A 14,079-nucleotide genomic window follows, 5' to 3' on the forward strand; every position below is an offset into this window, starting at 1 on the left:
CACCTAAGATTCCATTGTGTTGAAATAGCGCCTCTAAGCTATTGACTATACAATCTGCCTCAATGCCCTAGGGATCAAATACAGCATTATCACTTCGTTTTACCCAAGCCGCCTGTAAACCAAAGGACTTAGCGCCGATAACATCAAACGGATTGCTCGATATCAACCAAGTTGATCCCGCTTTAGAGTTTGTTCGAGTTAATAAATGTTGATAGATATCTGGGTTTGGTTTGAATGTACTGATCTCATCTGCCGATACGATGTCGTTAAATAATGAATCTATTTGGGCATAGTTTAGTAAGCTTTCGACCGAACTACGCTCGCCATTAGAAAATGCGATTAACGTAAAGCGTTCACTGAGTCTCAACAGTGATTTTTTAACATCATCAAAAGCAGGCAAGGTTTTGTAACTTTGCAGTAACGAGTCTTGCTGCGCTTGCGTTAAATGAAGGTTTAAATGTTCACATGTGAAGGCTAAGGCGTCTTTGGTACAAATCGAGAAATGAACATATTGCTTCATTAGGCCTCGGCGAAAAGAATACTCGAGTTGTTTAGCTCGCCAAGTCTCTGAAAACACCATTGCATGCTCACCCATATAAGTTTCTAAAAGCGCTACAACGCCATGGGTATTAATTAGTGTACCGTATACGTCAAATGCAAGTGTTGGTTTCATCTTCTACCTCTTTTTAAAAGCGATTTACGCATAGTAATAGATTTAAATAGCGCTTTGTACTAATTCATTATTGACTTTATAGTACCGGTCGGTACAATTCGGGAAAATTATAATGTACCGGTCGGTATGAAAATGTTTTTGACGCTTATTATTAGGTCGAAGCTTCAGTCCGAGCCGTTCTATTCAAATCGCTAAAAATTAGGAATTATAATGACATCATTAACGATACATACAATTGAATCTTCACCTGCTGAAAGCAAGCCTGTATTAGAGCAGTCCGTAAAAACCAATGGCATGTTGCCAAATCTACACGGTGTTTTGGCATCTGCACCAAGTACATTAAAAGCCTATCAATCATTACATCAGTTGTTTATGGATTCGTCGTTTAACGCTGAAGAACTTACAGTTGTATGGCAGGGCATTAATGTGGAACACGGCTGCACATATTGTGTCCCTGCGCATACGGCGATTGCTCATTCAATGAAAGTTGATCCAGCGATAACTGAAGCATTACGTAACCAAACGGCATTACCTACGGCAAAGTTACAGGCACTATTAGACATGACATTAATAATTGTCCGTCATAGAGGTCATGTCACTCCTGAAGAACTTGCTGCGTTTTATGCGGCAGGATACGGTGAGCAACAAGTGCTAGAAATCATTCTAGGCTTGTCTCAAAAAGTGATCAGTAACTATACAAATCACATTGCAAACACGCCACTAGATGCACCTTTTCAACCATTTGGTTGGGAAAAATCGTAAGCCACTTCCACTGATAAACGTGTTCCCAACATGATGCACACGTTTATCAATTTGTGTTTTTAGCCTAATGTTTGTTTAACGATATTTAGACAATTTACGTGTTTAAATGCGCTTTAAGTTGGTTTTATAAGGAAAGTGTTAATGGTGGATAAAGTGAAAATAGACATCATATCTGATGTTGTATGTCCTTGGTGCATTATCGGTTACAAAAATTTGCAACAAGCAATTGCCGAGTTGGATGTTGCAGATAGGGTCGAGATACAGTGGCAGCCATTTGAACTCAATCCTGATATGCCACCTGAAGGGGAAGAGTTACGGGCCCACTCAGCAAGAAAATACGGCTCAACGCCACAAAGCAGTGCTCAGTTTAGAATTGATATGACAAACCGTGGCAAGGAAGTTGGTTTCAGTTTTGACTATTTCGATAATATGAAGATAGTTAATACTCGCGAAAATCACATTTTGTTAGAGTACGCCAAAGAGTATGGCTTACAAACCGAGCTGAAATTACGTTTGTTCTCTGCATTTTTTCCGAGCACAAAGACGTGTCAGACCGTGATGTGCTTAGAAGAGAAGCTGCTGCCGTTGGTTTAAATGCTGACGAGGCGATGGCAACATTAGACAGTGACGACGCGATTCAAGCGGTTATAGAGCATGAAAAATTTTGGCAAGGTATTGGTGTGACGTCCGTACCTACGTTTGTCTTTAATCAATCGAGTGGCATTGCAGGTGCCCACCCTGTTGAAACATTCAAAAGTTTTCTCGCAAAAGAACTTAATATTAGCAATTAACATTGCTGTGTTAGTGACTTATGATAGCTGACATAAGTAAAAGGCCGCTTACAGAGCGGCCTTTTTAATGCTAGTTTTAGTTAACTCTACTTTTTAAACACGACGTCATTCGTGTTTAAAGCCTCAAAACCTCAAAACCTCAAAACCTCAAAACCTCAAAACCTCAAAACCTCAAAACCTCAAAATGCCGCTTGAATTATACATACACGCCGAACAATAAGACATTGACACTCTGTATGAAAAACATACAATCGAAGTGGCAAACTGTAAGGAAACTAATATGAAAAACAGATGGAGTTTAGTCGTACACGAAGTCACAGAACAAACCGTAAATATTTGGTTGGGCACCTTGTTCCATGATTGCCGGAAACCTATCAAAGTAAACGTTAAGATCACCGATACAAACTCTCAACTCGTTGCTACCCAATCTGTTTTAAAAGCCGAATGGGAAAGACCATTTAGCGACATAAAATCCCAACGTTTCTGCAAGTTAGTCACCTTCGATGGACTTTTACCGGGTCAGGATTATGAAGTAGTGGTCAGTGAGGTTTTTGCTGATCCAAGTATGCAACCTGAAATCATGCTCTCTGCGGGTACGTTCACCACATTACCTAATTCGATTGCCGACATGGATAACGGTTTTACGGTTGGGCTTGGCAGTTGTTTTTATGAAGAATTTGACGGCGGACACGTAGGACTTGCCTACGAAACCTTAGTTAAATTTGATGAGTCTACGTACAGACCTCATATTAAATTTCTAACGGGGGACCAAGTATATTTAGATATTGGTTGGGATTCGCTCAGTTTAGTTCCGAAGGAAATACGAGATCGAATAGCAAACGATTATGCGCTGCATTGGCAGGCGTTGAGGGGCGCATTTAGGAATGGCGCAACTTGGTTTTTATCGGACGATCATGAGTTTTGGAATAACTACCCGTTGGTGAAAGGCTTGTCACCGTTTATCCAGGCTTTGAAGATCCCATCGGTAAAAGACGCGTGGCGAAAAACCGCTAAAGATGGGGTTAAAAATGTGCAGCGAAGTCAACCTGTTCGAGTGTTTACCATCGCTAATGAATTGTCATTTTGTCTGGCTGATCTTCGAGCTTATCGTACGACAAGAAACATAATGCCGGAAACCAATTTTAAAGACATTCTAAATTGGGTAAAGGGGTTAACCTGTCCGGGCGTATTGGTTTTGTCTCAGCCACTTATGGTAAAACAGTCGGGAAATGACGATAGAAATTTTGTGTATTATGAAAAGCAATACAAAAACTCATAAAAGCGTTACATGACGCAGAACATGACGTTGTGGTGCTAAGCGGGGATGTACATCATGGCCGTATTTCAACTGTGGAATTTTCTAATCGCGATAATAAATTAATCGAAGTTGTCTCTTCTCCAATGTCTAATTTGTCCGGTATGAGCAGTATTGCAACCAGCGACATTACACGAAGCTCCAGACTCAAAAACTTCCCCCGATAACGGTGCTAAGGTGTTGAAAACAGTAAAATTAGTTATGAAACTCCTGGAAAGTCACATCTGAATATAATTTGTTTGATTTACGTTATTTAAATCGTCGAACCAAAGAGCACTTTTGTACACTAAATTTTGTTAAAAGCAGCGCTGGTGAGTTAACGGTTACTGTGCGTGCGTGGTTAGTTCGCGAAAAAGATCGTAAAACGGGTTTACCAAAACAAGATTGGTTGAAAAAGCCGATGGTATTTACATTGACCTAAACCTAAACCTAAACCTAAACTAATAAATTAGTGGCTACGCCTTTGTTTATAATAACAGGGGCTTCACAAAGTATGCTTTTAAGTAATCGATTAACAACCTTAGCTTTTTTGAGTCAGCGCCGCCGGGTGGAAATACGCCGTAGACATTAATATCGTTCATCGCATAATCGTCTAATACGGAAATAAGCGAGCCTTGTTGAATTTTGGGCTTAGCATCATATATTGGAATTCGAGCGATCCCGTGTCCACCTTCCACAAAGGCTGTTCTTGCAGCAGCATTATTGGTATTTATAGAGCCTTTCATTTCAATGCTAAACGACCGTGTGCCCTTGGTTAACTCCAAAGTGCCAGAGGTCAGTTTATAGATAACCCATTGGTGTTTATCAAGATCTGTCGGGTGTGTAGGAATACCAAACTTTTCAAAATAGGACGGTGCACCACAAAGGCAAGTACGAAGCGTAGATAGTTTTGTGGCTTGTAACCCTGAGTCAGCAAGCGGAGCGCCACGAATTGCCAAGTCTATGCCTTCTTTCATGATGTTCACAACTTCATCAGTTAACATGACATCGAGTTCGATTTTAGGGTAAAGGGTTTTAAACTCATTTAATGCCGGCACTATGGTTTGAAGTCCAACATTAACTGGACAGGTTATTTTAAGAAGACCCACAGGTTCATGTTTTAAGTTTTCGATTTGTTGATTGGCAGCGGAGGCTTGTTCGGCAATAACCCGGCAATGTTGATAGTAGTCGCTGCCGGCCTCGGTTAACGAGATGGTACGTGTTGACCGATTGAGCAATTTTATGCCCAAATGTGCCTCTAACTTTTTGATATGATAACTCACCACGGCACGAGATAGGCCCAGCCTTTTTGCCGCACCGCTTAGGGTGCCTTGCTCGATAACTTGGGCAAATACCACCATACTTTTTAGTTGATCAAACGAAATATCCAATGGGTTAGCTCACTTCATATATGCCATAGACAATTGAATTTAGATTGTATCATTTATTGATACAAAGATGTTTGTTTTGTCTGCATTGTCAGCTTTGTTTGTGTTCTGTAAGCTCTACCCAAGTTAATAGAACTAACAAGAACAACGATACAAAATAGTTTGTTATTCGTTTTCAAAAAGTGAACACATAGAGGCTCAATATGACTGCAAAAAAATATTAATGGTACTTACTTCGCATGCGGATTTAGGCAATACAGGCGAAAAAACAGGTTTTTGGGTTGAAGAATTTGCTGCACCATATTACGCATTTATTGATGCGGGTATTGAAGTGACATTAGCGTCGCCATTAGGCGGGCAACCACCGATTGATCCAAAAAGCGAATTAGATGACTTCCAAACCCCTGCAACAATCAAATATTATGCAGACAAGGCAACACAGGACGTTGTTGCGAGCACGCACGTATTAGCTGATGTTAATGCAGAAGATTACGACGCGGTGTTCTACCCTAGCGGTCACGGTCCATTATGGGATCTAACAGATAATAACGATTCTATTAAATTGATTGAAAACTTTCTTGCTGCAAATAAACCGGTTGCGGCGGTTTGCCACGCAACGGCAGCACTTTTAAACGTTAAAGATGCTACTGGTGCATATGCGATTAAAGGAAAAGCGGTGTCAGGCTTTACAAATACTGAAGAAGACGCTGTGCAACTTACCGATATTGTTCCATTTTTGTTAGAAGATGAATTAATTAAACGTGGTGGCGACTACCAAAAGGTGGCTGACTGGAATGCGTTTTCTGTTCAAGATGGTTTATTTATCACAGGTCAAAATCCAGCAAGTTCGGTACTAGTGGCACAGAAGCTGTTAAGTACAATTGTTTAATTACCGTTTGGACATAACCACGTTATTTCTAAAATAGTTAAATAAAAGTGATCATTTTTTCGCTTAGCTAACTACCTATGTTGTATATAGTTAAGCGCTTTATTTTTCCATGCAGCTGACTCAACTTAATTGCGTTGCAAAATTTTAAAAGAAAAGGAATTAGCCTTGTTAAATTTTAGTTTCCAAAACCCAACAAAAATTCATTTTGGCGAAGGTCAAATCGCTAAGATCACAAAAGAAATTCCAGCAGATGCTAAGGTTTTATTAGTATACGGCGGTGGTTCGATAAAAAGTAATGGTGTTTACGACCAAGTTGTCACGGCATTAGTTAATCACAGATGGTTTGAGTTTTCCGGTATCGAACCAAACCCAAGCTACGACACATTAATGAAAGCACAAAATATCATCAAACAAGAAAGTATTGATTATTTACTGGCTGTTGGTGGTGGATCTGTTGTCGACGGTGCTAAGTTTATTTCAGCTGCCGCTTTATTTGAAGGCGACGATCCTAGGACATTCTTGTTAAACAATCACCTGTAATTAACGTTTTACCCATTGGCGCAGTGTTAACCTTACCGGCAACGGGTTCTGAAAGTAATGGTAATTCAGTAGTGACACGTGATGGGAATAAAATACCATTCTCAAGCCCGTTATTACGCCCGCAGTTTGCTGTACTAGACCCTAAGGTGACATTGTCGTTGTCTGACCGTCAGATCAGTAACGGTGTAGTAGACGCATTTGTGCATGTAATGGAGCAATATTTAACATACAGCGTAAATGGCAAGGTTCAAGATCGTTTCGCAGAAGGTTTATTATTGACTCTAATCGAAGAAGGGCCAAAAGCATTACAAGCAGATACGAAAGAAGACTTAGAAATTCGCGCTAATATTATGTGGTCCGCGACGATGGCGCTAAACGGCCTCATTGCGGCTGGTGTGCCACAAGACTGGTCTACTCATATGATAGGTCACGAGTTAACTGGTGGTTTTGGTATTGACCACGCAAGAACCTTGTCAATTATTCTTCCTGCCGTTATGAAAGTTAAGCGAAATGAAAAACGTGAAAAACTCATTCAATATGCTGAGCGAGTATGGTCGTTGTCGGGTAATGACGATGCTGCAAAAATTGATAAAGCTATCGAGTTAACCGAAGACTTCTTTAAACGTATGGGTGTACCAACTCGCCTATCGGATGTCGACATTAACGAAACACACGTTGATGGCATTATAGATAAGTTAAAACAACATGGCATGGTTCAACTTGGCGAACACGGTGATATTACATTGGATGTCAGTCGTGAAATTGTCGAGTTAGCGCTTTAGCTTAAAACATACGAATTATTCCATGATTACGGCCGAGCCAATCTTAGAATTGGACTCAAATAATTAGGTTACTGATTGTCTGTCATAAAGCAAAACCGTCACTTAGTAACCTAACGACTCATTAGATAGAGAGATTAATATGAACGAATTAAATTCAGTACTTTATACCGCGGAAGTTACCACAACAGGTGGCCGTGACGGCGCTTCTAAATCAACTGACGGACACTTAGATATTTCTTTGTCGACGCCAAAAGGACTCGGCGGACTTGGCGGCGAAGGCACGAACCCTGAGCAATTGTTTGCTGCGGGTTATTCTGCATGTTTCATCGGCGCACTTAAAGTTGTTATGGGCTAAGGCAAAAATTAAGTTTCCTGAAGATGGCTATGTAAATGCAAAAGTATCTATTGGTCCAATTACTCAAGGTTTTGGTATTGAAGCAGAACTCAACATTTCTTTAGGTAATATTGATAAAGAAACAGCGACGGCTCTAGTCGAAAAAGCGCATGTTGTTTGTCCTTATTCGAATGCAACACGTGGCAATATTAAAGTTACGTTAAACGTTTTATAAATAACTGGCTAAGAGGGATTTTTTGATGACGTTAGATAACCAATCAGCAACGGCCAATCGTCAGATTGTATTGGCATCACGCCCGTTTGGCGCACCAACAACTGACAATTTTAAAACGGTATTAACTGACCGACCTACGCCTAAAAGCGGAGAGGTTTTGTTACGTACCGTTTATTTGTCACTTGACCCGTATATGCGTGGCCGAATGAATGATGCAAAATCCTACGCCGACCCTGTTGCAATAAATGGTGTGATGGTCGGCGGCAGTGTGTGTCGTGTTGAAGAGTCTCATCATGCTGACTTTAATCAAGGTGATTGGGTTGTTGCATATGGCGGCTGGCAAGATTACAGCATCTCCGATGGTGACAACTTGCTTAAGCTTGATGATACGATCACTAACCCTTCATTTGCGTTAGGCGTATTGGGTATGCCTTGGTTTAACTGCCTATATGGGATTGTTAGATATAGGTCAACCAAAGGCCGGTGAAACCGTAGTCGTCGCAGCCGCGTCTGGTGCCGTTGGCAGTTTAGTAGGGCAGATAGCTAAGATCAAAGGTTGTCGAGTCGTTGGTATTGCTGGTGGCGCAAAGAAGTGCCAATACGTAGTCGATACGCTTGGATTTGATGCCTGTTTAGATCATTACTCAGATGAATTACCACAACAACTCGCAAATGCATGCGGTGACGGTATCGATGTGTATTTCGAAAATGTTGGCGGTAAAGTCTTTGACGCGGTATTGCCTTTACTTAACTCAAGTGCACGTATTCCGCTGTGTGGTCTTATTTCACAATACAATGCCACCGAATTACCAAGTGGACCTGACCGTACCTCGGCATTGATGGGCGCATTACTTGTTAAGCGCATTAAGATGCAAGGGTTTATCGTATTTGATGACTATGGTCATAGATACAATGAATTTAGCGAGGCGATGGCCAGCTGGTTATCTGCGGGTAAAATTCAGTACAAAGAACATATGGTGGAAGGATTCGAAAATACGGTATCGTCATTTATCGGTTTGCTTGAAGGTAAAAACTTTGGCAAGTTGGTGGTTCGTATTGGCCCTGACAACCTAAGTTAACTTAAATTTTAAATGGATGCCTTTACTTTAACAGTAAGGGCATTTTGTTTGTATGAATCAAAATATAGACCAGTTAACGGCTATATAAGCTAAGGGAAAGTTATGATAACGGTACATCATTTAAATGCGTCACGTTCAAAACGTGTTCTGTGGTTACTCGAAGAGTTGCAGTTACCTTACGACGTGGTAAAGCATCAGCGGGACCCGGTAACACAATTGGCTCCAGATAGTTTAAAACAAGTTCATCCTCTTGCAAAAGCGCCGGTCATTGTCGATGGTGAGCTAACACTTTGTGAATCAGGTGCGGTTATGGAATACCTATTAGACCAAGACCCACAAAACCGATTACGTCCGGTTGCCCGTTCGCAGGAATATTATCATTATTTAGAATGGTTACACTTTGCTGAAGGCTCATTAAGCCTCCCCGTGATTACGTCTTTATTTATGACGATGGAAGGGCGCGACGGCACTAAACCAATGGATGGTTATATCGCTAAAGAAATTGCCCTCGATTTTTCTTATATTGAATCGACGTTAACCCAACGCCCTTATTTTGCCGGCGATAACTTTACCGCGGCAGACATCATGATGACCATTATGTTAGAAATTGCCGGTAAGCGAGGCATGTTAGAGGGACGTACTAATACATTGGCCTATTTAACAACGATGCAAAGCAGGGCCGCCTATCAAGCGGCGTTTAGCCAAGGCTAAAATTAAAGGCTAACTTGCATTGAAGTGCCTAATCAATCATTAGGCACGTTATCTCGGTTTACTGCTGTAATATTAACTCTTTTTAACTCAGTTCTTCGAGATAGGATTTTTGGCGTTATAAAATAGGGCAAAAGAAAACAACACTTCAATTATGCCACCGACAAATGCACCGGTTATAAAGGCCGCGTTAAAAACTATGCATAGAGCACCCGCCAACATTAGCGCGGCGCCAAGTACCCAATACAACTTATTACCGTATAACGTTTGAAACATTAAATAACGCACCCCAATGGCCAATAACATTATGGGGTAAAACCAAGTCGCTTGGTTTTGTGCGATGGTAAATGCGATAAATAAGCCAACAAACAAGATTACGGTAGTTTCCATTGCGAGTTTACTGAGGGGATTATTACTGTGGTGTGCGCCACTACGTTGTAGTAATTTAGCGAGAACAATTGAAAGCGGGAAGATAACCATGCCACCAAAAAACAGGGTAAGCATACTATTTTTATCGGTAGAAAATAGAGCAACCGAGGCCGCGATACACCAAACAATGCCGGAGACTAAAACCCCTGTAGCCCCGCCAAAATAGGCAATATCCATGTCGTTTTGAGCGTCGTTAAAATTCACTATCAAGTCCAAATTGAGCGGTCAGGAATACCAGCTCTAACTGGCTACCTGACCTTATATAGCTGTAGTTGTAGGTGTAGTTGCGACTGAACTAGTCAAGCGCTACAGTAAATGACGTATTTGTTGACGTACCCGACGGTGCGACCACTTCGATTGAAACTTCTGCGGTATCGGTTTCTCCGACATTATTCTTTAATGTGAATGTCATGAAAGCCCCACCATAACCATCAGGGTCGAGAGTACCGACCGTATCAGCGATGCGCAGTTGAGTTGTTCCTGATAATTCGCCAGCAGTTGTTGTAACGCTAATCTGCGTCCCGACTGCCATGGTTTGCATTGCATTGTCTGAAATGGCAAGTTTGTAACTCGCAAAATCATTTCGAGCGATGGCTGTTGAAGAACTTATTGATTCATTGCCATAGTTTTGGGCAAGAACGGCATCATTCGACAATTGCGTTACTTTTAAATAGGCATTACTACTTGAAGTAATCAGTACGCCAGCGCGTCTTATATGTATGAGTTTATTCGCATCATCTGAGCACAATGTCGTGCTGTTGCAATGTGGTCCATTAAAGTAACCGTCGCCGATATCATGGGCCGCATTTGAATTGTAATCAAAGAATTTTTCGCCACTGTCGTAGAGCATATTTTCATTGTCGTCACGCCATGCATCTTGTAGGTCAATAAAACCAGAAGTGAGTTGGGTGTCTGGACGCTGGAACCCTGAATCAACAGCATCCATGTTCCCAATTAAATTGTTTGCAACAGTGCCGTCTGCGTCACCCATGATATTATCGCCGTTCACATCAAAAAAGGTTTCATGACCAATGGCATAAGCTAATATTGTCGCTCGGTGGTCATCTAAAAACGGTTCTTGGCTGGTCCACATAACAGAACACTTACCATTGATTGTATTGCAATGTGACTCAATTGCACCACCTTCGGTCGTAAAATTTATGGTAGTGCCATCGGGAATAGGGTTGTTGAAGCTGTCAGCCAAATAGGCACTTACAATGACTTGCTTGCCTACGATATTTCGAGCTTCTGGGTTTGTTTCGGAAAATGCAATTGTGAATGAATCTTGATCAGGAAGGCCGGTATTTATTGACAATAAATCAGATTGAGTAGAAATATTGATGTCGTTTTCCAGTGCAACCGTCGCATTGACTCGTACTGAAGTTGGAACGGTTCCTGAGAGCACTATTGCGCTAACAAGACCATTAGAATTGGTCGTTCCGGAATCGTTTACTAGTTTTATATCGCCTACTTTTGATGTTAGCGAGAATTCTACTTTTTGTTGTTCAATTGGGTTGCCTAGTTCGCCTCGGACTAAAAATGTGATCGTTGAAAATTCTTGTTGGCCTTGACCGCCAGCGCCTTTAATTACTATTGATTCCGGTGAGGCACTCACAAACTCTATTGAGCCTAAGCCTTCTGGCAACAAAGTGATATCGTGAGTAATTACATAGTCTTTAGAATTAACAGTGATGGTCGCGATAATTGTATCAACATTACCGGAATTACCCGCACAACTAATGTCTTTATAAGTTGCTTTAAACGTGCCTTTAACACTTGTTATTGCGGTGTCTATTGATGCTTTGTCGTTGGCGGCACAAGTTGACGTAAAGCTTGCTGTTATTGAGTCGGTAATCAGTTCATGTGCATCGTCTACGATTGAAAATTCAATTCCAAGTGTTGCCCCTGCGTTTATTGTCGCTGGTGTTTCAAGACTGGGATCAGGTTTAAATTGATCAAGAATAAAGGTATTTGAATCATCAAAATAACCTAAGTTAACGCTTTCTACATTTACGCCTGCAATCACTTCGTAGGCTATGGAGTCAGAATTTGACACTGAGTTAACTTCAGCTTGGGCCGACGCAAATCCAGCGCCTAATGTTGTGTCGGTCGTAAGACTAACGGTTGCAATCCCATTACTATTAGTTAACGCAGAAGGGGCCTGTAAAGCGCCTAATTCAGCAGTAAAAATACTGGCGTATCAACAATGGGCGCATTGTCTTTATCAGTTAGCGTAGCCTGTAATTGCGCTGAGTTTTGTTCACGGATACGGTTTGTTATTATTCCCGTGCTGTCTACAATGGAAAGTGCGATGTTAAAACTGTCTTCTTCTACAACAACAGTTGTTGCGTCTACCACCTCAAATAAGATATCAGTTTGCAAAACTTCTTCGTCGACGGTTGTTGATATTGTCGCGGTTACAATACCAGTTGAGATCCCTGTCGTATCGACGACAAATTCTGTGGTGCCATCAGAACCGGTTAATCTGGCATCAGATGAGGCGGTACCTTTATTTGATGAAAATTCAATAGCATGATTAGTTATTACCCCTTTGTCGGCATTGGTTAGTTTCACTTTGATAATAGCCGATGCGCCAAGAGAAATTATATTTGCAGAGGTATCCTCTGAATTTGTCAATGTGACAGACAAAATACCATTAGTACCTGTCACTTCTAAGTCTGCGGTTGACGTTTCCGTGTCACTACAACCAAATAAAATTGACGTGAAAAACAATACGAATAATAACTTTAGGTTTACCATGATTTTCCATTGAATTAATGTTGATTCAGTAACAGATTTAAACACTTAGCTAGACAACCTGCAACAAAATAAAGGTTTGTTTTATCTTAATTTCTGCTTGGTTCTTAAGGTAAATATGCATATTTTTATGTCACAAGTATAGACAAACATATGGGGATTGTGACGCCGTAAATATAAAATATTTTAGAGGCTTACGTAGCAAATCGGTTAAAATTTTGTGGGGATAAAGATTGAATTTAACGAGTAGAGGGCAAGTCAACGGCGGCAATAGTTGCTTTATTGAATTGTGGAACCTTTTGTTTTAGTGGTGTATAAAAGGAGATAAGTGCCTGTTATTAGACACTTATCTATCAATTTTTGTGATTTATTTGTTAGTGATTAAATATCAACAACCACTTTGCCCATGCCTTTGCCACTTGTAAGTCGCTCATGTGCTTGACCAATCTGTTCTAGCGAGTAGTGTTTTTCGTCAACGATTGGCGTTAATTTACCTTGATCAACGATGGCCGCTAACGTCGTTAAGATCTCACTATGTTGTTCACGTTTCACATTATGAATCATCGGGATCAACATAAATACCACATGTAGCGACAGTCCTTTAAAGTGTGCTGTTGTTAAGTCCATTTCAATCATTGATACTGTCGTAGCAACTTGGCCATTAAGTGCAGCGGCTTCAAATGAATTAGCTATGTTAGCAGCACCAACAGAATCATAAACAATGTCAAAACCTGCGCCATCTGTGTGTTGTTCAACATACTCAGCAACCGTTTGGTTGCGGTAATTAATACCTGTAGCGCCTAACTTTTCAATTAGAGCGAGCTGCGGCTCACCGCCGCCAGTAGAATAAACGTCTGCGCCAAAATAATTAGCGAGTTGCAATGCAACGTGACCTACGCCACCGCTACCACCATGTACTAAGACTTTTTGTCCTTTTGAAATACCTGCACGAATAAGCCCTTCGTAGGCAGTAATACCGACCAAAGGTAGCGCCGCTGCTTCACGCATACTGATGGTTTTTGGCTTTAGCGCAACCAACTTAGCGTCAGCTACCATGTATTCAGCCAAAGCACCTTGAAGTTCACCTAAACCGCCTGCACAGCCATATACTTCATCGCCCACAGCAAACTGAGTTACGCCCTCACCAACGGACTCAACGGTACCAGCAAAGTCCATTCCGAGAATACCCGGCATTGTTGGAGCTAAAGGACCGAGTTCTGCACCCATTTGACGTAACATAGTATCCACTGTGTTCACGCTAGTGGCGGCAATTTTAACTAAAATATGGCCGGCTTTTATTTCTGGCTTTGCGACTTCTGCTGCTTCAAATACTTCAGTGCCGCCAAATTGTTTGATGATCATTGCTTTCATTATTATTTCCTTAAATATGTTCTATTTAGATTCTGTGTTTTGTTTAT

Annotated in this window: 12 protein-coding genes and 4 pseudogenes; 10 read left to right on the plus strand and 6 right to left on the minus strand. The window is 41.1% G+C overall.

The window, feature by feature from the left end:
• Positions 1 to 67: 67 nt before the first annotated feature.
• Entirely contained in the window at positions 68 to 673 is a 606-nt protein-coding gene (locus tag PN838_RS01070; protein ID WP_272179511.1) for a haloacid dehalogenase type II, read from the minus strand.
• A gap of 210 nt (positions 674 to 883) precedes the next feature.
• Between PN838_RS01070 and PN838_RS01075 the strand changes: the two genes are divergently transcribed.
• The 5 genes and pseudogenes from PN838_RS01075 to PN838_RS01095 all read left to right on the plus strand — a co-directional run bounded on the left by PN838_RS01075 (position 884) and on the right by PN838_RS01095 (position 3,962).
• On the plus strand, positions 884 to 1,435 hold the full coding sequence (locus tag PN838_RS01075) for a carboxymuconolactone decarboxylase family protein (RefSeq protein ID WP_215963081.1): 552 nt from the start codon (positions 884 to 886) through the stop codon (positions 1,433 to 1,435).
• Between the two features lie 141 nt (positions 1,436 to 1,576).
• Positions 1,577 to 2,226, plus strand: a pseudogene (locus PN838_RS01080) (DsbA family oxidoreductase).
• Positions 2,227 to 2,506: 280 nt separating this feature from the next.
• Positions 2,507 to 3,505: an alkaline phosphatase D family protein gene (locus PN838_RS01085; RefSeq protein WP_272179512.1), complete on the plus strand. Its 999-nt coding sequence runs from the start codon at positions 2,507 to 2,509 to the stop codon at positions 3,503 to 3,505.
• A gap of 29 nt (positions 3,506 to 3,534) precedes the next feature.
• Complete coding sequence (locus tag PN838_RS01090; protein ID WP_272179513.1) at positions 3,535 to 3,708, plus strand: hypothetical protein; 174 nt, start codon at positions 3,535 to 3,537, stop codon at positions 3,706 to 3,708.
• Positions 3,709 to 3,776: 68 nt separating this feature from the next.
• Positions 3,777 to 3,962, plus strand: coding sequence for a hypothetical protein (locus PN838_RS01095; protein WP_272179514.1), 186 nt, complete (start codon positions 3,777 to 3,779; stop codon positions 3,960 to 3,962).
• Positions 3,963 to 4,008: 46 nt separating this feature from the next.
• On the opposite strand, the gene PN838_RS01100 is transcribed toward PN838_RS01095, so the two are convergent.
• Positions 4,009 to 4,911, minus strand: a complete 903-nt coding sequence (locus PN838_RS01100) for a LysR family transcriptional regulator (protein WP_215963084.1) — start codon at positions 4,909 to 4,911, stop codon at positions 4,009 to 4,011.
• Positions 4,912 to 5,131: 220 nt separating this feature from the next.
• Here PN838_RS01100 and PN838_RS01105 point away from each other — a divergent pair, with 220 nt between their 5' ends.
• From PN838_RS01105 to PN838_RS01125, 5 genes and pseudogenes are all read left to right on the plus strand, one after another.
• Positions 5,132 to 5,797 (plus strand): type 1 glutamine amidotransferase domain-containing protein, encoded by a 666-nt coding sequence (locus PN838_RS01105; protein ID WP_272179515.1) that lies wholly within the window; start codon positions 5,132 to 5,134, stop codon positions 5,795 to 5,797.
• A 165-nt stretch (positions 5,798 to 5,962) separates the two neighbouring features.
• Positions 5,963 to 7,119: pseudogene (locus PN838_RS01110) on the plus strand (iron-containing alcohol dehydrogenase).
• 139 nt (positions 7,120 to 7,258) lie between these two features.
• Positions 7,259 to 7,688, plus strand: a pseudogene (locus tag PN838_RS01115) (organic hydroperoxide resistance protein).
• 25 nt (positions 7,689 to 7,713) lie between these two features.
• Positions 7,714 to 8,767 (plus strand): annotated as a pseudogene (gene curA / locus PN838_RS01120) (NADPH-dependent curcumin/dihydrocurcumin reductase).
• Positions 8,768 to 8,869: 102 nt separating this feature from the next.
• Entirely contained in the window at positions 8,870 to 9,478 is a 609-nt protein-coding gene (locus tag PN838_RS01125; protein ID WP_272179516.1) for a glutathione S-transferase family protein, read from the plus strand.
• An 87-nt stretch (positions 9,479 to 9,565) separates the two neighbouring features.
• Here the strand turns inward: PN838_RS01125 and PN838_RS01130 are convergent, their stop codons facing one another.
• The 4 genes from PN838_RS01130 to PN838_RS01145 form a co-directional block, all read right to left on the minus strand.
• Positions 9,566 to 10,108, minus strand: a complete 543-nt coding sequence (locus PN838_RS01130; RefSeq protein ID WP_272179517.1) for a DUF7010 family protein — start codon at positions 10,106 to 10,108, stop codon at positions 9,566 to 9,568.
• Positions 10,109 to 10,199: 91 nt separating this feature from the next.
• Positions 10,200 to 11,960: an Ig-like domain-containing protein gene (locus tag PN838_RS01135; protein WP_272179518.1), complete on the minus strand. Its 1,761-nt coding sequence runs from the start codon at positions 11,958 to 11,960 to the stop codon at positions 10,200 to 10,202.
• A 116-nt stretch (positions 11,961 to 12,076) separates the two neighbouring features.
• Positions 12,077 to 12,664 carry a hypothetical protein gene (locus PN838_RS01140; protein WP_272179519.1) on the minus strand — a complete coding sequence of 196 codons (588 nt, stop codon included), beginning with the start codon at positions 12,662 to 12,664 and terminating at the stop codon, positions 12,077 to 12,079.
• A 378-nt stretch (positions 12,665 to 13,042) separates the two neighbouring features.
• On the minus strand, positions 13,043 to 14,032 hold the full coding sequence (locus PN838_RS01145) for a zinc-dependent alcohol dehydrogenase family protein (RefSeq protein WP_272179520.1): 990 nt from the start codon (positions 14,030 to 14,032) through the stop codon (positions 13,043 to 13,045).
• Positions 14,033 to 14,079: the final 47 nt, after the last annotated feature.

This window comes from Psychrosphaera algicola (assembly GCF_028401425.1).
GTDB classification, from domain to species: Bacteria; Pseudomonadota; Gammaproteobacteria; order Enterobacterales; family Alteromonadaceae; genus Psychrosphaera; species Psychrosphaera algicola.

Coding starts and splice junctions, on each gene's coding strand:
- PN838_RS01105 (WP_272179515.1), top strand. CDS start 5,132: ATGGTACTTACTTCGCATGCGGATTTAGGCAATACAGGCGAAAAAACA.
- PN838_RS01075 (WP_215963081.1), top strand. CDS start 884: ATGACATCATTAACGATACATACAATTGAATCTTCACCTGCTGAAAGC.
- PN838_RS01125 (WP_272179516.1), top strand. CDS start 8,870: ATGATAACGGTACATCATTTAAATGCGTCACGTTCAAAACGTGTTCTG.
- PN838_RS01085 (WP_272179512.1), top strand. CDS start 2,507: ATGAAAAACAGATGGAGTTTAGTCGTACACGAAGTCACAGAACAAACC.
- PN838_RS01140 (WP_272179519.1), bottom strand. CDS start 12,664: ATGGTAAACCTAAAGTTATTATTCGTATTGTTTTTCACGTCAATTTTA.
- PN838_RS01145 (WP_272179520.1), bottom strand. CDS start 14,032: ATGAAAGCAATGATCATCAAACAATTTGGCGGCACTGAAGTATTTGAA.
- PN838_RS01070 (WP_272179511.1), bottom strand. CDS start 673: ATGAAACCAACACTTGCATTTGACGTATACGGTACACTAATTAATACC.